This window comes from Pseudomonas sp. GM17 (assembly GCF_000282175.2).
Taxonomy (GTDB): Bacteria; Pseudomonadota; Gammaproteobacteria; order Pseudomonadales; family Pseudomonadaceae; genus Aquipseudomonas; species Aquipseudomonas chlororaphis.
In genome coordinates this window covers 5993572-6015634 of sequence record NZ_CP124732.1, presented here as the reverse complement: position 1 = coordinate 6015634, position 22063 = coordinate 5993572, and the positions used below count along the sequence as shown (strand labels likewise).

Here is a 22063-nt window from a genome sequence, read left to right as displayed (position 1 = left end):
AGGATGGCCGTTGAATGTGCACCGGGAATGGAAGTCGCTGCTGCAGATCGTTTCGACTACTTCTGGAGTCAACAGGGGGAGTGGGTCGAAGAGCCCAATCAGCGTCGCGGCGGGGAAAGTGGCGTTCAACGTCTTCCGGGCACTGATGGGTGTGTGCTGTATGCCAAGCGCCAGATCGGCCATATCTATCGCAGCTGGTTGCACCCCTTCGGCCGCCCCACGGTGCTGCGCGAGCAGGATGCGCTCAAGGGCCTGAGCCAGCTCAACGTGGCGGTGCCGCACCTGGTGTTCTGCGGTGCGCAGCGTGACTCCCAGGGCCAGTGGCGTGCGTTGCTGGTGACTGAGGCGCTGGACGGCTTCGTGGAAATCGACCACTGGTATGCCGCTGGCGAGCGCGAGCGCCACGGCGAGGCCCTGCACGAGCGTGTGCTCAAGGAACTGGCGGCCACGCTGGCGCGCATGCACCGGGGCCGCTGGCAGCATGGCTGCCTGTATAGCAAGCATGTGTTCGTGCGGGTCATGGGTGAGGGCGAAGCGGCGAAAGTGGATATCGCGCTGCTGGATTTCGAGAAATGCCGCCAACGCCTGACCGCTAAACAGGCTGCGGCCCATGACATCAAACAATTGCGGCGCCACTCGTCGTGGAGCACCACGGACTGGGACAAACTCTACTATTTTTATAGAACGGCGTTTGGCAGCGCTATCAAAGGCTTATAGTGATGAAGCTCGAAATTGCACGAGGTTTGTTTTTAGTAGGAGCCTTGGCAGTTGCATCCTTGGCGGTGGCTGCATGGGAGCAGCCACGCATGGAAGTCCTCAGTACGGCGCAGGGTGATGCGCATTGCCCGTTGCCACGGGTCGTCAAGACGACCCAGGGAGCCCAGCCCGATCGTGACCTGTTGTTGTTCATGTTCGGCCTGACTCAGGGAATGAGGCCACAGAGTTGAAGACCATCAAGCCCGATAAAAAGGCCTCGCATCGCGAGGCCTTTTTTATTGCGCGTCCTTCACTTGTCCGGCCTGGCCAGCAGGGTGTAGATGCAGGGCAGCACGAACAGGGTGAACAGGGTGCCGATCGACATCCCCGTGGCGATCACCGTGCCGATGTCGAACCGGCTGACCGCGCCGGCGCCCGTGGCCAGGATCAGCGGCACCATGCCGAAGACCATCGCCGCGGTGGTCATCAGTACCGGCCGCAGGCGAATGGCCGCGGCGGCTTCCACCGCCTCGCGCGGCGTCAGTCCCTGGTCCTTGCGCAGCTGGTTGGCGAACTCGACGATCAGGATCCCGTGCTTGCTGATCAGGCCGATCAGGGTCACCAGCCCGACCTGGGTATAGATGTTCATGCTCGACCAGCCGAGAAACAGTGGGATCAAGGCCCCGCAGATCGACAGCGGCACCGTCACCAGGATCACCACCGGATCGCGGAAACTCTCGAACTGCGCGGCCAGCACCAGGAAAATGATCGCCAGCGCCAGGCCAAAGGTCACCCACAGTGCGCTGCCTTCCTGGACGAACTGTCGTGACGCCCCGGCATAGTCGAAGGCGTAGCCTGGTGGGGTCTCTTCCTCGGCGATCTGGCGCACGGTATCGATCGCTTCGCCCATGCTCACGACCGGGAATCCGGAAATGGTCGCGGCGTTGAGTTGCTGGAACTGGTTGAGCTGCCGAGGCCGGGCCCGATCGTGGACGCTGATCAGGGTCGACAGCGGCAGCGCCTCGCCCTTGGCGTTTTTCACGTAGTAGTTGTTCAGCCATTCGGGGTTGTCGCGATAAGGCCGTTCGACCTGGGCGATGACCTTGTAGCTGCGTCCCTCGATAGTGAAGCGGTTGATTTCCGCCTCGCCGAGCAAGGTGGCCAGGGTTCCGCCCAGGTCCAGCATCGACACCCCCATTTGCGCGGCCTTGGCGCGGTCGATGTCGACCACCACTTCCGGCTTGTCGAAGGCCAGGTCGATATCGACAAAGGCGAACTTGCCCGACTCCATGGCGCGCTTCTTCACCCGGTCGGACAGTTCCAGCAGCGACTCGTAATCGTTGGGGCTATTGATGATGAAGGCGAACGGTAGCCCTTCGCCGGTGCCCGGCAGGGACGGCAGGTTGAAACCAAAGACCTGCAGCCCGGCGATGCCCGCGAGCCGGGCCTGGACTTCGGGCAGGATCTGCATCTGCGTACGCTTGCGCTCGTTCCAGGGCTTGAGCAGGAAGCCGCCGATACCCGATTGCACGCCGTTGAAGCCGTTGATCTGGAACGAGGAGTAGTACTCGGGGAACGTCTTGAAGATCTCCAGGAACTCGTCGGTGTAGGCGTTGAGGTAATCCAGGTTGGCCGGCTGGGGTGCGGTGGCCATCATGAAAATGATGCCCTGGTCCTCGTCCGGGGCCAGTTCCGACTTGGTGAAGGTGAGCAGGGCCGGGATCAGGCACAACACGATCAGGGCGAACACCAGGACCACCGGCCGAGTGTTGAGGGTGCCATGCAGCAGGCTCTGGTAGCGGCGCTTGAGGCTTTCGAAAATCAGGTCGAGGCGGTGGGCCAGGCCGCTGGGGTTTTCATCGTGGCGCAGCAGCAGGGCACACATCATCGGCGACAGGGTCAGGGCGACGATGCCGGAAATCACCACCGCGCCGGCCAGGGTCAGGGCGAACTCTTTGAACAGCGCCCCGGTGAGCCCCTGCAGGAAGCCGATGGGGGCGTAGACCGCCGCCAGGGTGATGGTCATCGACACCACCGGCATGGCGATTTCCCGGGCGCCTTCGAGGGCCGCGTCCAGTGGCGTCTTGCCTTCCTCGATATGGCGGTGGATGTTTTCCACCACCACGATCGCGTCGTCCACCACCAGGCCGATGGCCAGCACCATCGCCAGCAGGGTCAGCAGGTTGATCGAGTAGCCCATCAACTGCATGAAGAACATCACACCGATCATCGACAGCGGAATGGTCACCACCGGGATCACCACCGAACGCAGCGCGCCGAGGAACAGGAACACCACCACGATCACGATCAGCACGGCTTCGAACAGGGTCTTCACCACCTCGTTGATCGAGGCCTGGATGAACAGCGTGGCGTCGTAGGCGATCTCCGACTTGAGGTTGGGCGGTAGCTGGGCCTCCAGCTCCGGCATGATCTTGCGCACTTCCTTGATCACGTCCAGCGGGTTGGCGTTGGGGGTTGCCTTGATGCCGATATAGACCGAAGGAATGCCGCCAAAGGAGCTGATGGCGTTGTAGTTCTCCGCGCCCATCTCGACCCGTGCCACGTCGCTGAGCAGCACCCGGCTGTCGCCCTCGGTCCGCAGGGGAATGGCGGCGAAGGCTTCGGCGGATTTCAGTTCGGTGCTGGCGTTGATGCTGGTGACCACGTACTCGCCCTTGATCTCACCGGCCGCGGACAGGAAGTTGTAGCGGCGCACCGCGCTGGTCACGTCGCTGGCGCTCAGGCCGTAGCCGGCGAGCTTGACCGGGTCCAGCCACAGGCGCATGGCGAACACCTGGTTGCCGAGAATCTCGGCCTCGGCCATGCCCGGCAGGGTCGCCAGCTTCGGTTGGATCACCCGCGACAGGTAGTCGGTGATCTGCGGGTTGTTCAACTCCTGGCTGAAGAAGCTGATGTACATCAGCGCCGAGGCGTCGGCGGCTTCCTTGCTCAGCACCGGGTCCTCGGCGTCCTGGGGCAGCTTGTTCTTCACCTCGTTGGCCTTGGCCAGCAGTTCGGTGAACAGGCGGTCGCTGTTGGCGCCGATGCGGGCGTAGACCGAGATTACCGAGAAGTTCTGGCGACTGACCGAGGTCATGTAGTCGATGCCCTCGGCACTGGCCAGGCTCTGCTGCATCGGTTGGGTGATATAGCCCTGGATGGTCTCGGCGTTGGCCCCGGGGTAGGCGGTGGTCACCGTGATCAGGGCGTTTTCCATTTGCGGATACTGGCGCAGCGGCAGTTTGCTCCAGGCCTGGAAGCCCAGCAGCACGATCAGCAGGCTGACCACGGTGGCCAGGACCGGACGACGGATGAACGGATCTGTAAAAGCCATGAGGATTCCTTGATCAGTTCGCGCGTGGCTGGCCGCTCTGTTCGGGGGGCAGCATCTTGTCCGGGGTGATGGCGATGTGGGCGCCATGGTCCAGCTTGATCTGCCCGGCGCTCACCACCTGTTCGCCGCTGCTCACGCCCTTGTTGATCAGCACCAGGCCGTTGCGCCGTTCGCCGGTTTCGATGAAGCGCCGCTCGGCGACCAGCACCGGCTGGCCCTTGTCGTCTTTTTCCGGGCTGCCATCGGCGGCCTTTTTCTCGGCCACCACGTACAGCGAGTTACCGTACAGGGTGTAGGTGATGGCGCTCTCCGGTACCACCACCCGGGGCTGAGGATCGGGCAGCAGCACCTGCAGGTTGGTGAACATGCCCGGCAGCAGCTTGCCGTCGGGGTTGGCCAGGGTGGCGCGCACCTGCACGTTGCGCGTGGTGTCTTCGACCTTGGGGTTGATGGCGCTGATGGTGGCGCTGAACTGCTCCTTCGGATAGGCGGAGACCATCACGCTGACCGATTGGCCCAGGGCGATTTTCGGCACGGCCTGTTCCGGGACGAAGAAGTCCACGTACAGGCTGCTGAGGTCTTGCAGGGTGGCGATCACCGTGCCGCTGGCGAGGTAGTCGCCGACATCCACATGGCGAATGCCGATGGTGCCGCTGAAGGGCGCGAGCAGGCGTTTTTTCGCCAGCGAAGCCTTGAGCTGATTGACCGTGGCCTTGTTCTTTTGCAGCAGTGCCGACAAGCGATCGTATTCGCCGCGGGAAATTGCCTGGCTGCCCACCAGTTGGCTGCCGCGGCCGAAGTCCAGCCGGGACAGGCCCAGGTCGGCCTGGGCGGTTTCCAGCAGGGCGCTTTCCACGTCGCTGTCGAGTTGCAGCAAGGGCTGCCCGGCGCTGACCTTCTGCCCGGACTCGAACTGCAGCTCCTTGACGGTCCCGGCCACTTCCAGGCTGAGGTTGACCCCCTGCAGGGCCTTGAGGGTGCCGACCGTGGGCAGGCGGGTTTGCCACGGTTGTTCGCGAGCCGTGGCCACGGCCACGCTGATCGGCGGCTTGGGCACCGAGAAGAGCTTGACCTGCTGATAGATGGAGAAGGCCTTGTAGCCTGCCAGCAACAGCACGATCAGCAGGACGACACCCAACATGATAAACATGCGGCGACGCAGCATATTCCGGTTCCTTGGAAAACGAAGCTGGGAAAACCAAGCTGATTGCCGAAGACATTACTCCGACTTTTCGGGGGCTTCCAGATGACAATCCGGTCATCCAGAGTCCTGTTTTCCAATCCTGCGCGGTGGCGAAAAACTAGACCAGGTGCAAATGGTTGTCCCAGAGCCCTGCCGGCAAATCCAGGGGGGTTGCCACCAGTTGTTTCTGGCGACAGTCGTAGAAGCGGCAGCGCCCCTGGCCCGAGGTCACGACAAAACCATCCGCCACCGCACCGACCCCGGCACAGTCCGGCAAGGGCGCGTCCAGGCGCACTTCGGCGCTGTCCAGGTCCCAGATGAAAAAGCGGTTGCCGCGCGGGGCGGTGAGGGCCACCAGGCGCAGTTCGCTGTGCACCGCGACGCTGGCGGTGTAATGCGCCATCGCCTGCAACTGGTGCTCGGCCACCGGGAAGGCCTGGAACGGCTGCCCCGGGCGCTTGATCGCCAGCAGTTGCGACGACTCATGGACGTCGCCCATGAACTGCTGGCCGGTGACGATGGTGCCGTCGCCGGCGATGCCCATGTGACGCACGCTGTTCATCTGCTGGGCCAGGGTTTCCTTGCTCAGCAGGTTGCCGTCGCGCTGCATCAGCACCAGGCTCGGCTCCATGGCGTCGAGGTTCATCTCGACGCGGCTTTCCGCTTCGGTGCGAATCCCGCCGTTGGCCACCACCAGGGTTTCGCCGTCCGGCATCCACGACACCTGGTGCGGGCCGATGCCGTGGGTCGGGATCTCGCCGCTGTGCACCAGGCGTTCGCCCTCGAAGCGGTACACCCCGAGCAGGCCACGACCCGGATCGCTTGTGTCGTTCTCGGTGGCGTACAGCCAGTCGCCGCTCTTGTGGATCACCGCGTGGCCATAGAAGTGCCGGTTCGGCTGCGAGGCCAGGGTTTGCAGGAGGGTGCCGTCGCGCAGGTCGATCAGGTAGCTTTCGGTGCCCGGGCGACGGGCGACGAACAGGGCGATTGGCAGCGTCGGGTGGTTGACGATGTCATGGCAGCGTTGACCGACCCGGGTGGCGAACACTTGCGTGCCGTCCAGGCGATAGCCGACGGCGTAGTGCTTACCGTCGCCGTCATCGCGCGCCGAGAGCAGCAGCGGGCCTTGGTCCTTGTGCTTGAACAGCGTCCAGCCACCCAGCGTGACGGCGCTCAGCAGCAGGCTGCCGAGTGCCAGAGCCTGACGTCGCAGCATGATCAGTCACCGTCGTTGGCGTTGAAGCCCAGTTGGATGCCCAGCGCCTTGGCCAGCTCGCCTTCGTGCAGGCGGTGGACGACGTTGAGGCTGTCGTAGATATCGTTCAGTTGCTGGCGGCCGGCGTCGTCGGCCAGCAGCTCGGTCAGCGAACGCTGGGTACTGGCGAACAGCTTCAGCGAGGCGGTGTAGGCGGCGTCGATCTTGTCGGCCAGCGGCTTCTGATCGGCCGGCAACAGGCCGCGCAGGCCCTTGTTGTCGACCCCGGCCCAGACGGTCTGGGCTGCGGCGAGGCTGGCTTCCAGGCTCTGCATGGACGATTGGCTGCGCCAGGCGTCGGCCTGGAACGGCTGTGGAATGCCCTTGCTCTGACGGCCCATCGGCGTGCCGAGCTTCTTCTTCAGGGTATCCAGCGCGGTGACCTGGACCCGCAGCAGATCGGCGATGGCCTCATGGGAGTCGGCGTAGCGCTGGTTGGGGAACTTGCTCATCTGCGCGAGCATGCCGTCGCTGGTGTTCCAGCGCGACAGGATCTCTTCGGCGAGCTGCTTCTGGCGTTCGCCAATGGCGCTCAGCAGCGGGCAGTAGCGGGCTTTCTGCTCGCTGTTTGCCATGTCGATCTTGCTGTCGAACAGGATGTATTCGTAGGCCGAGAGGCCTTGTACCACGACGCTGGACTTGGCCAGGGCGGCGGCGTCGATCTGCGGCGTGGCGCTGACCAGCTGTTCGACCTGACGGCCTACCAGGTTCTTCTTGTCCGGCCAGAACTGCACTTGCCAGGAGCGGTTGCCCTCGGCCAGCGGCCCGATCAGTAAGGGTTGCAGTTCGGCCCAGGCTTTCTGCGCGTGCAGGAAGTCGGCACGGGCGGTGTCCAGGCTTTGCTTGCCTTCACAGAAGGCCAGGGCGCTGATCGCCAGCTGGCGGTCGGCTTCGACCCAGCGGCTGTAGGTCGGCAGGATCACCTGTTTGGCGATGGCCGCCGAGGTCACGGCTTGTGGGTCCTGCGGCGAGCAGGCGCCCAGGGCGAGCGCGGCAAGGCTGGTGAACAACAGCTTGGGACGGAACATGTTCGGGCTCCCGTTTCTTGTAAGAAGGCGTTAAAGAGAATTCAGGAATGCCAGCAACGCAGCGCGCTGTTCGGCATTGAAGGATAAAACCTGTCGCTGCGCCGCCTGGGCCTCGCCGCCGTGCCAGAGCACGGCTTCGAGCAGGTTGCGGGCGCGACCGTCATGCAGGAACTGGGTGTGGCCGCTGACCGTTTGCGTCAGGCCGATCCCCCACAACGGCGGCGTGCGCCAGTCGCGGCCGCCGGCCTGGAATTCGCTGCGGTGGTCGGCCAGGCCTTCGCCCATGTCATGCAGCAGCAGATCGCTGTAGGGGCGTATCACTTGATTGGCCAGCTCGGGTTCCGCGGCGTCGGCGGCGGTGGTGAACCGGGGGGTATGACAGGACTGGCAGCCGGTCTGGTAGAACAGGTTCTTGCCGGCCAGCACCTGTGGCGAGCCAACCTCGCGCCGCGCCGGCACCCCGAGGTTGCGGCTGTAGAACAGCACCAGGCGCAGGATGTTGTCGCTGACTTCCGGTTCGCCATCCGGCCCGTTGCCGTTGGGGGCTTGCTTGCAGGCGGTCTGGGCGTCGGTGCAGTCATCGAAGGGTCTCAGGCTGGTGGTCAGGCCCATATCACCAGAGAACGCGTGAACATTTTGTTGATTGAGGTTGGGTTGTCCGGCTTTCCAGCCAAAACGCCCGAGTACGGTCTTTTGCTGGGCATCGTCCCAGACCCGGTTCGGCCGTCCGGCAATGCCATTGCCAGCCTTGGCTTGCGCTTGGGCATTGGCCAGGATCGCCGCCTCGGGGATGGCTTCGAGCAGGCCCAGGCCGATCATCGGCGGCGCCACGCGGGCCGAGAAGCGGGTGTCGGGATGCATCGGGCCATAACCGAGCTGGGTGATCTGCAGCTTCGGCTTGCGCAGTTCGACTTCGCTGCCGTCCTTGAAGCGCACGGTCAGCGGCTCGTACTCGACCCGCACCTTGCCTTCCGGGGCGACGCCAGGCACCGCCATGTCCTGGAACTGCCCGCCATACACCGGCTCGGGCACTATGCCCAGCTGCTCGATGACCTTGGCGTAGGCCGGCTCATTGGGGATCGACAGGCGCACCAGCATCGACACGGCGTTGTCCGAGTCGGGCGTCGGCGGGTGGCCGCGGCCGTCCTTGATATGGCAGTTCTGGCAGCCGTTGGTGTTGAACAGCGGGCCCAGGCCATCGCGGGCGGTGGTGGTCGAGGGGGCGATCACCCAGGGGCTGCGGAAGAAACTGTTGCCGACGCTGAAGTCCAGGCGCCGGGTTGGCGACAGGTTGGCCGACGGCATGGAAAAGGCGTTCTGGTCGCTCTTGCGCACGGTCGCTTCACCGCCGGAACGCGCTTCGCCCGGCTCGGCCTGGGTAAAACGCGGGGCGTCATCGCAGGCACTCAGGCTCAAGGCCATGAACAGCGCAGACCAGCGAAGCAGCGACGGGGGCATCGGATATCCTGCAGGACGAGCAAAACAAGGGCGCAAAGTCTAACAGGGCAGGGGAGTTTGAATAAGAGGAATTATCGTTCCGCTTGACGTGGGACAACGCAAGCGAAGCCGGCCTGTCCCTGTCCCCCGGCTCTGGTCTGGTCCTGTAGCCGCTGCCGCAGGCTGCGATCGCCACCGAAGGGGGCGCAGGGTTTCAAGATCGCTGAAGGCCTGCGGCCTTATCGCGGCCTGCGGCAGCGGCTACAGGGGCCGCGTCATAGACAGGCACAAAAAAGGCGACCCGAAGGTCGCCTTTTCATTCCCGCAACGCTGATCAGAACTCGTGATCGGCGCTGTCCGGGTTCAGGTCGCTGATACCCAGCTTGCCCGCGGCCTGTTCGATCGAACCGGTCTGCTTGACCAGCGCGGCGATGGCGTCACGCACGATCTGGTTGCCCGCGTCGTTGCCGGCGGCGATCAACTGGTCGTAGTGCTCACCCTTGTTGGCGTGATCGACCATGACCTGGATCTTGGCTTCGGTGGCGGCCAGGTCGGCCTTCAATGCGGTGTCGGCGGCCGGGTCGATTTTCGCCACCAGCGACGACAGGCTGGCGCCGGTCAGCTTGGTGCCGTCGACGCGGGTGTATTCGCCCAGGTACACGTTGCGGATGCCCTTGGCATCGTAGAAGTGCGAGTTGTGGGTGTTGTCGCTGAAGCAGTCCTGTTCGTCTTCAGGGGAGTTGGCTTCCAGGGACACCTTCATGCGCTCGCCCGCCAGTTCGCCCAGGGACAGACTGCCCATGCCGAACAGCATTTTGCGCAGGCCGCTTTCAGCCGGCTCGGCTTCCAGGGTGGCGCGGTAGTTGTCGGCCACGTTCGGCTTCCAGTTGCCGACCATTTCTTCCAGGTCGTTGACCAGCAGTTGGGTCACGGCTTTCAGGTAGGCACGGCGACGGTCGTTGTGGCCGCCGGTGGCGCCGGCACCTTCCAGGTAGTCGGAAGCCGGACGGTTGCCGGCGCCAGGGCCGGTGCCGTTCAGGTCCTGGCCCCAGAGCAGGAATTCGATGGCGTGGTAGCCGGTGGCGACGTTGGCCTCGGAACCGCCCAGCTCGTTGAGGCTGGCGAGTTTTTCCGGTGTGATGTCTTTCACGTCGACCTTGTCTTCGCCGACCTGGACTTCAGTGTTGGCGATGATGTTGGCGGTGGCGCCCGGGTTACCCAGCGCGTGCTCGTAGGACTTGTCGACGTAATCGATCAGGCCTTCGTCCAGCGGCCAGGAGTTCACCTGGCCTTCCCAGTCGTCGACGATGGTGTTGCCGAAGCGGAACACTTCGCTCTGCAGGTAAGGCACGCGAGCGGCGACCCAGGCAGCCTTGGCGGCTTTCAGGGTGTCGGCGTTGGGCTTGGCGAGGAAGGCGTCGATCGCGGTCTGCAGGGTCTTCGCGGTGGATTCGGCATCGCTGTACACGGCGAAGACCATGTCGGCGTAATGCGCGACGACCGCCTTGGCCGCCGCTTCATCGACCTTGCCGGCCGCAGGAGCGGTGGCCGGGGCTGCGGTGCTGGCGGCTGGGGTAGCGGCTTGCGGCGCGGCAGCCTGGTCTTTGCCTTCGCCGCAACCGGCGAGGGAAATAGCGATGGCCAACAGACTGGCGGTAGCCAGAGGCATACGAATCATGGCGAACATCCTGCTTCGAGAGAGGGGTGGAGTGGCGCGGGGGATGCGCAAAACTGCGACATAATGCGAAAGATTTGCATTATGTGTAAAGGGTTGTGGTTGTAAATATTTCCTATTCAGGAAGCGATTGCGCTGGATCAGGCTTATGCGCGCAATCGGGTCTTCAGAGGATGGCTGCGTTACTGCGCTGGGCCTGTTTCAGGTAGGCGCTCAGCTCCCGTGCCGGCAGGGGTTTGCTGTAGTGATAACCCTGACCTTCGTGGCAGCCTTCGGAGATGATGTAGGCCTCTTGTTCGGCGGTTTCCACGCCCTCGGCGATCACCTGCATGCCCAGGCTTTTACCCAGCTGGATGATCGCCCGCACGATGGTCGCATCGTCGTCGTCATCCAGCAGGTCCTGGACGAAGCTCTTGTCGATCTTGATCTTGTCCAGCGGCAGGCTCTTGAGGTAGCTCAGGGACGAGTAGCCGGTGCCGAAGTCGTCGATGGCGATCAGCGCCCCCGAGCGGCGCAGGCTCAACAAGTGCTGGGCGGCGGTGCTGATGTCTTCCATCAGGCCGGTTTCGGTGACTTCCAGCTCCAGGCTGCGCGGCGGCAGGCGGTAGATCTGCAGCAGGTTGTTGACCACCCGCGGCAGCTCGGCGTGGTGCAGTTGCACGGTGGACAGGTTGACCGCCATGCGCAGGTCGCTGAAGCCCAGGTCATGCCATTCGCGCAGTTGGCGGCAGGCCTGGTCCAGCACCCATTCGCCGATGGCGATGATGGTGCCGTTCTGCTCGGCCAGGGGAATGAACAGGTCCGGCGGGACGAAGCCGTGTTCCGGATGCTGCCAGCGCAGCAGCGCCTCGACCCCGACCACACGATGATCGCGGTAGCTGATCTGCGGCTGGTAGACCAGGTGGAACTGCTCGCGGCTCAGGGCTTCGCGCAGGTCTTTTTCCAGTTCGCGGCGCCGGCGCATCTCGCTGTCGACGCTGGCGATATAGAACTGATAACGGTTGCGCGACCGGCTTTTGGCCAGGGTCATGGTCTGCTCGGCTTTCTGCAGCAGCTTCTCGGTGCTGTCGCCGTCTTCCGGGAACAGGGTGATGCCGATGGTGGCGCGCAGGCGGATTTCCTGGTGGTCGAGGGCGAACGGTGCTTCCAGGTCGTCGAGAATGCTCTGCGCCAGTTCGGCGGCTTCGTAGGGTTGTTCGATATCGGCCTGGACCAGGGCGAACTGGTCGCCGCCAAGGCGGGCGAGGGCGCCCAGGCGACCACTGTGGGCCCGCAGGCGATCGGCCAGGGCCAGCAGCAACTGGTCGCCGGTCTGGTAGCTGAACTGTTCGTTGATGCCCTTGAAGTCGTCGAGGCCGACACAGAGCACCGCGACCCGGCGTTGCAGGCGGCCGGCGTCGATCAGGATCTTGTCCAGTTGCTGCTGCAACTGCTGGCGGTTGGGCAGGCCGGTGAGGAAGTCGTACTGGGCCATGCGCAGCAGGCTGTTTTCCGCTTCATGGCGCAGGTGCGTGTTGCGTTCGATCGATGCCAGCAACTGGTTGGCGGTATTGATCCAGATCCCCAGCTCGTTTCGCTCGTGGCCCTTGAGCAACGGGATCTGATGTTCGCTGGGGCGGTCCGGATTGATGGTGGTCAGGTGCTCGATGATCCGCGACAGCGGCTTGGTCAGCAGCCAGTGGTAAACCAGGTACAGCACCAGGCCCATGGCCAGGGCGCGCAGTACGCCGGAAATGAAAATGATCACCGAGCTGACGATAAATCCCTGGCCGTAGGTGGCCGTGTCGAGGGTGATGCTCAGGTCGCCGTAGTATTCGCTGTAGGGCCCGCGACCCACCAGTTGGGTGGTGAAGGTGCGCTCCTTGCCGAGGATCAGATCGGTCAGCCAGCGGCTGGGGGAATTCTGCAACTCACGGGTTTTTTCCGCGAGCATGGTTTCGTTGGGGTGGCCAATGGAGGCCATGCGCACAGCATCGTCCTGGAACAGGCCTTCGATGACTTGCATGCCCATTTCGCGGTCCAGGCTGTAGACGGCCTGGGTCGAGGGGTCGCGAAACATGTCGAGAATGCGCTGGGCATCATTCGCGACCGCCTGCCGAGTCTTATAAGCATCGAAGACGATTTGTGCGCAGCTCAGCACTACGCCCACTATCAGTGCCGACAGCAGCACAACCCGGAGCAACTTCACCGACAAGCTGTTTTTGAGTTCCAGCTTCAAAGGGTTATTCCTTGTTCCGTGCGGGTAGCGTCAAGTTGCCATGAGTATTGGCAATCCCGTGATGGCAGTCAAAGGGACAATCAGGCCCAGGATATTTCACCTGTAGGCTTGGTTGGAATGCCGGGAGCTAGCATATCCGCGCTTATCGGTTATATGTCGGTAGCCAAGCCTTGCAACTTGAGGGACGGCGGAGATTTTTTAGCTGAATAGAGAGGTTGGTCCGCCGGGCTGGCGCGGCAAACCTGGCCCTTGCCGGTAAAACGAAAAAACCCGGCAATGCCGGGTTTTTTTGACTGCAAACGGGCTTAGGCGACGAAGGTCTTGCCTTCGAACTGCTCGGCCACGAATTTCCAGTTGACCAGGTTCCAGAACGCTTCGACGTACTTTGGACGCAGGTTGCGGTAGTCGATGTAGTAAGCGTGTTCCCAGACGTCGCAGGTCAGCAGCGGGGTGTCGCCGCTGGTCAGCGGGTTGCCGGCGCCGATGGTGCTGGCCAGGGCCAGGGAACCGTCAGCCTTTTTCACCAGCCAGCCCCAACCGGAACCGAAGGTGCCGACGGAAGTCTTGGTGAATTCTTCTTTGAACTTGTCGAACGAACCGAAAGCGGCGTTGATGGCTTCAGCCAGAGCGCCGGTTGGTTGACCGCCGGCGTTTGGTGCCAGGCAGTTCCAGTAGAAAGTGTGGTTCCAGACCTGAGCGGCGTTGTTGAAGATACCGCCCGAGGAAGACTTGACGATCTCTTCCAGGGTCTTGCCTTCGAACTCGGTGCCTGGCACCAGGTTGTTCAGGTTCACGACATAGGTGTTGTGGTGCTTGTCGTGGTGGTATTCCAGGGTTTCCTTGGAAATGTGCGGCTGCAGGGCATCGTGTGCGTAAGGCAGCGGCGGCAATTCGAAAGCCATGATGATTCTCCTAATCAGGTCAGTTGCGGTGAGCGCAAGGCCGATCACGGGCGGCCAGACAAGCGCCGGGGAGTTTGTACTCTTTGCGGCGCAGGGTTCGGATCATAGCACCGGGGGTGCGGCATAACCACGCAACAACTGTGTGGGATAGAGGTTCAAGGGGATGCCCTCGCTAAATGACGAAACGCGTTGGCGCTGTGATCGTGCCAGGCAAGGCGCGGGACGCAGAGGATGCTTTTTGCCTCTTCAAGTCCCGCAACGCAGCATGGCACGATCACAGCGCCAACCCGAAGGGCCGTCGCCCCGCAAAGCGCAATCCGTCGTTGTTCGTCGCTCATTTGGACCACCAAACCACGCTCCTCACGCCTAGTCTTGCGCTTTGCGGGGCGGCGGCGCGCTCGTCATTTAGCGAGGGCATCCCCTTAGCCTTTTGGAATAAATCACCTGGCGGTCATCAACTGAACCGCGACACTGAACATCATCACCGCCACCAGCAGGTCGAGAATGCGCCAGGTGCTCGGCCGTGCCAGCCACGGAGCCAGCCATGCGGCGCCGAGGGCGAGGGTGAAAAACCACAGCAGCGAAGCACTGGCCGCGCCGACCACATAGGCGCCAGGCTCGGTCTGTTGCGCGCCCAGCGAGCCGATCAGCAGCACCGTGTCCAGGTACACATGGGGGTTGAGCAGGGTCACCGCCAGCGCACTGAGCAGCACCGCGCGCAGCGAGCGCACGGTCTGGTTCTCGCCCTGTTGCAGGCTCTGCCTGGAACAGGCGCGACGCAGGGCCTGGCTGCCGTACCAGATCAGGAACGCGGCGCCGCCCCAGCGGGCAACTGCCAGCAGTGTCGGGCTCTGCGCCAGCACCGTGGCCAGGCCGAATACCCCGGCCGCCACCAGCAACGCATCGCAGGTCACGCACAGCACGGCCACCGGTAGGTGGTGTTCACGGCGCAGGCTCTGGGCCAGGACAAACGCATTCTGGCTGCCGATTGCCATGATCAGCCCGGCCGCCACCAGCAGCCCGTTAACGTAGCTCTGCCACATGGCGTTTACTCCTCGCCCGAGGCCAGTTGCCGCAGCACGCCCATGGCGCGTTCGGCATCGGCCTTAGCGACAAACAGATGATCGTGGTAGTAGCCGGCGATCACGTTGCAACTGATCCCGGCCTTGCCCAGGGCGCTGGCGAACGCGGCGGTCAGGCCGACGGCTTCCAGGGCCGAATGCACATTCAGGGTGATCCAGGCCGCGACGTAATCGAAACCCAGCCCCAGGCGTTCGGCCTGCTGGCGCTCGAGGATCACCGTGAGTCCTTCCTGCTCGCGAAAGCTGCCCAGGACGTCGCTACCTTCGAGCAGCGCGCGATCGGCGATGGAGCAGAATACGTAGTCGCCGTGGTTGAGCTGCGGGCTCATGCTGCGCAGCAGGGTATCGAGGGAGGTTTCGCCAGCCATGAAAAAGGTCCTTGAACGAGAAAGCATGCTGGCTATTCTCCGGTTGCAGGCTGTATAAGAAAAACCAATATTACTGATCGCTCATTAGGAAAACTGATGTTCGACTATAAATTGCTGTCCGCCCTGGCCGCGGTGATCGAACAGGCCGGATTCGAGCGTGCCGCGCAGGTGCTGGGGTTGTCGCAATCGGCCATTTCCCAGCGGATCAAGCTGCTCGAGGCGCGGATCGGCCAGCCGGTGCTGGTGCGGGTCACGCCGCCGGCGCCGACGGAAATCGGCCGGCGCCTGCTCAACCATGTGCAGCAGGTACGCCTGCTCGAACGCGACCTGCAGAGCCAGGTGCCGGCCCTGGACGAGGAAGGCTTGCCGGAGCGTCTGCGCATTGCCCTCAACGCCGACAGCCTGGCCACCTGGTGGGCCGAGGCGGTGGGCGACTTCTGTGCCGAGCAGCACTTGCTCCTCGACCTGATCGTCGAAGACCAGACCGTGGGCCTCAAGCGCATGCGCGCTGGCGAAGTGGCGGCCTGTGTCTGCGCCAGCGAGCGGCCGGTGGCGGGCGCCCGCAGCGTGCTGCTGGGTGCCATGCGCTACCGTGCCCTGGCCAGCCCGGCGTTCCTTGCGCGGCATTTTCCGCAAGGCGTGCAAGCCGAGCGCCTGGCCCGCACGCCAGCCCTGGTGTTCGGCCCGGACGATTTCCTGCAGCACCGCTACCTGGCGGCGCTGGGGGTCGATGGCGGGTTCGAGCATCACCTGTGTCCCTCGTCCGAGGGCTTCATCCGCCTGACCGAGGCCGGCCTGGGCTGGGGGCTGGTGCCCGAATTGCAGGTGCGCGACCAGTTGGCGCGGGGTGTGTTGGTGGAGTTTTTGCCAGATAAGCCGATCGATGTGCCGCTGTACTGGCATCATTGGCGCAATGGTGGCCAACTGCTGGGCCTGCTCACCGAGCACCTGGTGCGTTCTTCGGCGCAATGGCTGGTGCCGTTGGCGTGACACAAGGCGTCAAGGCATCAGGCAATAGCGTTAAGCAATACATAGTGCGACAGGCATGAAACACGAAAGCAATCGGAGCAAGTCATGAAAATTCTGGTCACCGGCGCAAGCGGCTTCATTGGTGGACGCTTCGCGCGTTTTGCCCTTGAGCAGGGCCTGGATGTACGGGTCAACGGGCGTCGGGCCGAAGGTGTGGAGCATCTGGTGCGGCGCGGGGCCGAGTTCGTCCAGGGCGACTTGAGCGACGCAGAGCTGGTGCGCGACCTGTGTCGCGACGTCGATGCGGTGGTGCATTGCGCGGGGGCGGTGGGGCTCTGGGGGCGTTATCAGGATTTTCATCAGGGCAACGTGCTGGTCACCGAAAACGTGGTAGAAGCCTGCCTCAAGCGCCATGTCCGGCGCCTGGTGCACCTGTCGTCGCCGTCGATCTATTTCGACGGTCGCGACCATCTGGGCCTGACCGAGGAGCAGGTGCCCAAGCGCTTCAAGCACCCTTATGCCGCCACCAAATACCTGGCGGAGCAGAAGGTGTTCGGCGCCCAGGAGTTCGGCCTGGAGGTGCTGGCGCTGCGCCCGCGTTTTGTCACCGGTGCCGGCGACATGAGTATTTTCCCGCGCCTGTTGAAAATGCAGCGCAAGGGCCGCCTGGCGATCATCGGCAACGGCCTGAACAAGGTCGACTTCACCAGTGTGCAGAACCTCAACGAAGCGCTGCTCAGCAGCCTGCTGGCCAGCGGCTCGGCCCTGGGCAAGGCCTACAACATCAGTAACGGCACGCCCGTGCCGTTGTGGGACGTGGTGAACTACGTGATGCGCCAGATGGGCGTGCCGCAGGTCACGCGCTACCGCTCCTTTGGCCTGGCCTACAGCGTGGCGGCCCTCAATGAAGGCTTCTGCAAGCTCTGGCCGGGCCGTCCGGAGCCGACCCTGTCGCGCCTGGGCATGCAGGTGATGAACAAGAACTTCACCCTGGATATCAGCCGCGCCCGCCATTATCTGGATTACGAACCTAAGGTCAGCCTGTGGACGGCCCTGGATGAATTCTGCGGCTGGTGGAAGGCCCAGGACATACGCTGAAAATAAACACTGAACCGAGTTCGGGGTTCAGGGTCGATCAGGGCGGCGGGTTAGCGGTTTATACTCGCCGCATTCAGCGATCACCGCGGTTTAGAAAGGTTTCCCCATGCGTAACGATGCCAACGACGACTTCGACGATGTTCCAAGCCTGCGTGCCGATACCCTCGACGATGATTTTCCGACCACCGTCGCGGGCCGCGCGCGTACTTCGGTGCATTCGCGCAGCGTGCCGGCCGCCAAGGTCAAGACCCCGAATGCCGGGCCGCTCTGGGCGCTGGTCGGCGCCTTGTTCTTCGCCTTTATCGGCCTGGCCTGGTGGAGCTTCCAGCAGATCTCGCTGATGGAGCAGCAACTGGTCGCCACCCAGGAAAGTTTCGCCCGCATCAGCGAAGAAGCGGCGGGGCGCCTGCAGGATATTTCCGGCAAGGTGGTGGCCAGCCAGTCCAGCGTCAACAGCGACAGCGAAGCCTTGAAGCTGCAGATCAAGCAGCTGGAAAGCCGCCTGCAGGACCAGGGCAAGCAGCAGCAAGGCGTGGCCGGGCAGGCCACGGACCTGGACAAGCGCCTGGCCCAGATGACCGCGCAGGCCACCGAGCAGCAGGCGGCCAATACCCAGTTGCAGGCACAGGTGAAAACCTTGAGCAGCGAACTGGCCGCCCTGAAAAGCGCGCCTGCCGACACCAGCAAGGTCGATGCCCAGTTCAAGGGCCTGAACGCCGAGATCGCGGCCTTGAAGAAACAGGGCAACCCGAGCGCCGCCATCGAGCGTCTGGAGCAGGACATCATCGTGCTCAAGAGCCAGCAGGACAATCGTCCCGCCGCGGCCCAGGGCGGCACCAACACCGCCGAGTTCGACGCTTTCCGCGGCCAGGTCACTCGCAACATCAATACCCTGCAGAGCCAGATCCAGAACCTGCAGCAGCAGCTCAATACCCGCCCCTGACCCTGGCGACCTTCCCGCGCGTGGCGTGGGAAGGTCGCGGTTTTGCTTCTCGCCTCCCTGCTTCGCTGAATACTCGACCATATCCCACAGCCGTCTACGCTCTTGAAACACCAACAAGAACGAGGGACGCGCAATGAGGGGATTGCTTAGAGCCACGGTGCTGGGAGGGTTGCTGATGTTCTGCGCCAGCCAGGTCCAGGCGGCGGACGATGCCACGGCGGCCAAGGCCCTGCTGGAGAAGGCCCTGGCCTATTACCACGACCACGGTGACAAGGCCTTCGCCGCGTTCAGCCGCCAGGGCGAGTTCGTCGACAAGGACCGTTACGTGTTTGTGGTCGACACCAAGGGGGTGATGCTGGCCAGTGGCGGGCCGTCGTCGGCGCTGATCGGCCGCGATGTTTCCGAGGTGCTTGGGCCGGATCTGCAAAAGGCCTTCAAGGACGCGCTGAAGATTCCCGAGGGCAATGGCATCCAGCAAGCCGAATACCGCTGGCAGAACTGGGCCGACGGCAAGGTCGAGCGCAAGCATGTGTATTACCAGCGGGTCGGCGAGCGGATCCTGGCGGTCGGCTATTACCTGCCACGGGCTTCCGCCGAGCAGGCCAAAGCCTTGCTGGACAAGGCGGCGACCGAACTGGTCAAGGACGAGAAGGGCACGCTGACAGCGATCAACTCGCTCAAGGGCGGCTTCCTGCAGGACGACCTGTATGTGTTCGTGGTCGACCTGGACAACCAGCGCTACGTGGCCCACGGCACCAATCTGCGGTTGATCAATACCGACTTCGGCAAGGTCAAGGACCCGGACGGCAAACCGGTGGGCGAGCCGATCCTGGCGCTGATGGCCACCCAGGAGCAGGGCGAGTATGAGTACCGCTGGAAGAACCCGGTGACGGCCAAGGTGGAAGACAAGCACGCCTACCTGCGCAAGGTCGGGCACTTCCTGGTGGCGGTGGGGTACTACAGCCCGTAAAGGTCGGTCGCCAGCCAGCTCGCCTGTGGAAGAGCTGGTTGGCGATGCCGTTATTTGACCTTGTCTTCGCGCCCGCGCAGCAGCGTGTTGGGCATGGCCAGCGCCGCCGCCAACCCCAGCAACGACACCGCCGCGCTGACCATCAGCAAGTGTTTGAAGGTCAGCAGCAACTCAGCCCGCAAGGCGCCCTGTTCCGGACCCGGCGCGGCGTTCAGGCCGTCGAGCAGCACATTGCCCGAGTGGCCTTCGCCGATCAGCGCCGAGCCGCTCAACTGGGCGAAGCTGGAATCCTGCAACAGCGCCAGCAACAGCGCCGACATCAAGGCCACGCCCACCGCACCGCCCAGGGAGCGGAACAGGTTGGTGGTACTGGTGGCGACGCCGATGTCCCGTTGTTCCACCGAGTTCTGGCTGCCCACCAGCGACGTCGGGAACTGCATGCCCGAGGCAATCCCGCTGAACAACATGAACACACTGCTCAGCAGCACCGCCTGGGGCGGGCTGAAGGCCATGCCAAGAACGGTCAGTGGCATCAGCAGGGCGCCACCGAGGATCATCGGCTTGTAGCGGCCGGTCACCGAGGTCATGCGCCCGGCGAAGTAGGCGCCCATCGGCAGGCCGATGGCCAGCGGCAGCAGGTGCAATGCCGCGCTGTCGGCACCGGCGCCGGTGACGCTCTGAAAGCGCAACGGCATCAGCACCGTCAGGGAGATGGCCTGGAAGCTGGTGAAGAACACCGTGCACCAGCACAACATGGCGTTGCGGTTGGCGAACAGGTGCATGGGCAGCAGCGGCTCTTGCGTGCGCCGTTCATGCCAGGCGAACAGGGCCAGGGCGACGACGGCACACGCCAGCAGGCCTAGCACTTCGCTGCTGCGCCAGGCGTGGCCCTGGCCGAAATGGGTGATCGCCAGCAGCAGGGCCGTCAGGCCGATGATCATCAGCAGCGTGCCGAGGTAGTCGATGATCGGTTTGCGCTGCGGAATCGGCAGCCCGCGCAGATTGCGCCTGGCCACCAGCCAGGCGCCCAGGCCCAGGGGCAGGTTGATCAGGAACACCCAGCGCCAGGACAGGTATTCGGTCATGTAGCCGCCGAGCACCGGGCCGGCGACGCTGGCCGCCGCGTACATGCTGCTGAAATAGCCCTGGTAACGCCCGCGCTCGCGGGGCGGCACGATGTCGCCGATGATCGCCTGGCTGACCGAAATCATCCCGCCGGCGCCGATGCCCTGGAAGATCCGCGCCAGGACCAGCTGTTCCATGTTCTGCGCCATGCCGCAGAACAGCGACGCCAGGGTGAACAGGCCCATGCCGAACAGCATCAGCTTGCGCCGCCCGTAGAGGTCGCCGAGCTTGCCGTAGATCGGCACCGACACAGTCATGGCCACCATGTAGCCGGAAGTCACCCAGGCCAGCAGGCTGACGTCCTTGAATTGCGCGGAGATGGCGGGCATGGAGACCGCGACTATGGTCTGGTCCAGGGCGCCGAGGAAGATCGCCAGCATCAGGGCGATCAGTACGCTGCGAAGAGCCGGTTTGGGCTGGCCAGGCTGGTTGGGATTGGACACGAAATAACCTGCGGGCAGTGATTGACCCGCAGGGTGCAAGGCGAGCGGGAATGCTCGCCAGTGTACTCGATAGGCTCCTACTCGATAGCCTCGTAAGGAAGGCCGACGTAATTTTCCGCGATGGTTTTGCGCCCGGCCTCGGAGTCGACGAAGTACGCCAGCTCCGACTCGGCGATGCGCTGGCTGAAGTCGTCGGAGTCGGGGAAGCGGTGCAGCATCGCGGTCATCCACCAGGAGAAACGCTCGGCCTTCCAGATCCGCCGCAGGCAGATTTGCGAATACTTCTGCAGCAGGTCGGTGCGCTGCTCGCGGTAGACCTTGAGCAGGATGTTGAACAGCGTGCTGACATCGCTGGCGGCCAGGTTCAGGCCCTTGGCTCCGGTGGGGGGCACGATGTGCGCGGCGTCGCCGACCAGGAACAGCCGCCCGTATTGCATCGGCTCGACTACGAAGCTGCGCAGCGGCGCGATGCTTTTCTCGATCGACGGCCCGGTCACCAGGCGTTCGGCCAGCTCCTCGGGCAGGCGCCTCTTGAGCTCGTCCCAGAAACGTTGATCGGACCAGTTGGCGACATTTTCCTCTGCCGGTACTTGCAGGTAGTAGCGGGTGCGGGTGGTCGACCGCATGCTGCACAGGGCAAATCCGCGTTCGTGGCGGGCGTAGACCAGTTCGTCGTGGACCGGCGGGGTGTCGGCGAGAATGCCGAGCCAGCCGAACGGATAGACGCGCTCGAACACCTTGAGTTTGTCGGCCGGGATCGACTGCCGGGCGACCCCGTGGAAACCGTCGCAGCCGGCGATGTAGTCGCAGTCCAGGCGATGGGGTTCGCCCTGGTAATCGAAGGTCAGGTAGGGCTGGTCGCTGTGCATGTCGTGGGGGCGCACGTTGTCGGCCTGGTACAGGGTCCGGGCGCCGACGGCCTGGCGGGATTGCATCAGGTCGCGGGTGACTTCGGTCTGGCCGTAGATCGTCACGCTCTTGCCATTGGTGAGGGCGTGCAGGTCGATGGCCACCCGGCGGCCGTCGAGGGCCAGTTCGAAACCACCGTGCACCAGGCCTTCGGCGTCCATGCGCTGGCTGACCCCGGCCTGGCGCAGCAGGTCGACCATGCCTTGTTCCAGCACCCCGGCGCGGATGCGCCCGAGTACGTAATCCGGGGTTTGTCGTTCGAGGATCAGGGTATCGATGCCGGCTTTGTGCAGCAGTTGGCCGAGCAGCAGTCCGGAGGGGCCGGCGCCAATGATGGCGACTTGAGTTTTCAGGGTTTTCATTGTTTTTATGACTCGCAAGCTTCACGCGAACAGGTTCGCTGACTGATTTTTATGTTTCGAGTGCCT

At 63.6% G+C, this 22063-nt stretch carries 18 protein-coding genes; 6 read left to right on the top strand and 12 right to left on the bottom strand.

All coding sequences use genetic code 11. From position 1 onward, the window contains the following. Positions 1-3: 3 nt before the first annotated feature. Positions 4-717 (top strand): lipopolysaccharide kinase InaA family protein, encoded by a 714-nt coding sequence (locus PMI20_RS26835; RefSeq protein ID WP_007932715.1) that lies wholly within the window; start codon positions 4-6, stop codon positions 715-717. A gap of 2 nt (positions 718-719) precedes the next feature. Next, complete coding sequence (locus tag PMI20_RS26830; RefSeq protein ID WP_037004964.1) at positions 720-947, top strand: hypothetical protein; 228 nt, start codon at positions 720-722, stop codon at positions 945-947. A gap of 59 nt (positions 948-1006) precedes the next feature. Here PMI20_RS26830 and PMI20_RS26825 read toward each other — a convergent pair whose 3' ends face one another. From PMI20_RS26825 to PMI20_RS26780, 10 genes are all read right to left on the bottom strand, one after another. Then, positions 1007-4030 (bottom strand): multidrug efflux RND transporter permease subunit, encoded by a 3024-nt coding sequence (locus tag PMI20_RS26825; protein WP_007932718.1) that lies wholly within the window; start codon positions 4028-4030, stop codon positions 1007-1009. Positions 4031-4043: 13 nt separating this feature from the next. Continuing rightward, complete coding sequence (locus tag PMI20_RS26820; RefSeq protein WP_007932719.1) at positions 4044-5195, bottom strand: efflux RND transporter periplasmic adaptor subunit; 1152 nt, start codon at positions 5193-5195, stop codon at positions 4044-4046. 136 nt (positions 5196-5331) lie between these two features. Then, entirely contained in the window at positions 5332-6429 is a 1098-nt protein-coding gene (locus PMI20_RS26815; protein ID WP_007932720.1) for a DUF1513 domain-containing protein, read from the bottom strand. A 2-nt stretch (positions 6430-6431) separates the two neighbouring features. Then, positions 6432-7496 (bottom strand): imelysin family protein, encoded by a 1065-nt coding sequence (locus tag PMI20_RS26810; protein ID WP_007932721.1) that lies wholly within the window; start codon positions 7494-7496, stop codon positions 6432-6434. Between the two features lie 30 nt (positions 7497-7526). Next, the gene (locus tag PMI20_RS26805; RefSeq protein WP_007932722.1) at positions 7527-8954 is read right to left on the bottom strand and encodes a di-heme oxidoreductase family protein; all 1428 of its coding nucleotides are present in this window, start codon (positions 8952-8954) and stop codon (positions 7527-7529) included. Positions 8955-9267: 313 nt separating this feature from the next. Next, positions 9268-10611 (bottom strand): imelysin family protein, encoded by a 1344-nt coding sequence (locus PMI20_RS26800; RefSeq protein ID WP_007929763.1) that lies wholly within the window; start codon positions 10609-10611, stop codon positions 9268-9270. Between the two features lie 163 nt (positions 10612-10774). Continuing rightward, the gene (locus PMI20_RS26795) at positions 10775-12826 is read right to left on the bottom strand and encodes a putative bifunctional diguanylate cyclase/phosphodiesterase (protein WP_007929764.1); all 2052 of its coding nucleotides are present in this window, start codon (positions 12824-12826) and stop codon (positions 10775-10777) included. Positions 12827-13131: 305 nt separating this feature from the next. Further along, positions 13132-13728, bottom strand: coding sequence for a superoxide dismutase (locus tag PMI20_RS26790; protein ID WP_007929765.1), 597 nt, complete (start codon positions 13726-13728; stop codon positions 13132-13134). Positions 13729-14168: 440 nt separating this feature from the next. Then, entirely contained in the window at positions 14169-14771 is a 603-nt protein-coding gene (locus PMI20_RS26785; RefSeq protein ID WP_007929766.1) for a LysE/ArgO family amino acid transporter, read from the bottom strand. 5 nt (positions 14772-14776) lie between these two features. Next, positions 14777-15178, bottom strand: coding sequence for an ACT domain-containing protein (locus PMI20_RS26780; protein ID WP_007929768.1), 402 nt, complete (start codon positions 15176-15178; stop codon positions 14777-14779). 96 nt (positions 15179-15274) lie between these two features. Here PMI20_RS26780 and PMI20_RS26775 point away from each other — a divergent pair, with 96 nt between their 5' ends. The 4 genes from PMI20_RS26775 (at position 15275) to PMI20_RS26760 (ending at position 19158) form a co-directional block, all read left to right on the top strand. After that, positions 15275-16168: a LysR family transcriptional regulator ArgP gene (locus PMI20_RS26775; protein WP_007929770.1), complete on the top strand. Its 894-nt coding sequence runs from the start codon at positions 15275-15277 to the stop codon at positions 16166-16168. Positions 16169-16252: 84 nt separating this feature from the next. Then, on the top strand, positions 16253-17245 hold the full coding sequence (locus tag PMI20_RS26770) for an NAD-dependent epimerase/dehydratase family protein (protein ID WP_007929773.1): 993 nt from the start codon (positions 16253-16255) through the stop codon (positions 17243-17245). A 106-nt stretch (positions 17246-17351) separates the two neighbouring features. Further along, positions 17352-18188, top strand: coding sequence for a hypothetical protein (locus PMI20_RS26765; RefSeq protein WP_007929777.1), 837 nt, complete (start codon positions 17352-17354; stop codon positions 18186-18188). 133 nt (positions 18189-18321) lie between these two features. Continuing rightward, positions 18322-19158, top strand: coding sequence for a cache domain-containing protein (locus tag PMI20_RS26760; RefSeq protein WP_037035532.1), 837 nt, complete (start codon positions 18322-18324; stop codon positions 19156-19158). 50 nt (positions 19159-19208) lie between these two features. On the opposite strand, the gene PMI20_RS26755 is transcribed toward PMI20_RS26760, so the two are convergent. Continuing rightward, positions 19209-20726, bottom strand: a complete 1518-nt coding sequence (locus PMI20_RS26755) for an MDR family MFS transporter (RefSeq protein ID WP_007929778.1) — start codon at positions 20724-20726, stop codon at positions 19209-19211. A gap of 77 nt (positions 20727-20803) precedes the next feature. Further along, the gene (pobA, locus tag PMI20_RS26750; RefSeq protein WP_177323809.1) at positions 20804-21988 is read right to left on the bottom strand and encodes a 4-hydroxybenzoate 3-monooxygenase; all 1185 of its coding nucleotides are present in this window, start codon (positions 21986-21988) and stop codon (positions 20804-20806) included. Between the last annotated feature and the right edge of the window lie 75 nt (positions 21989-22063).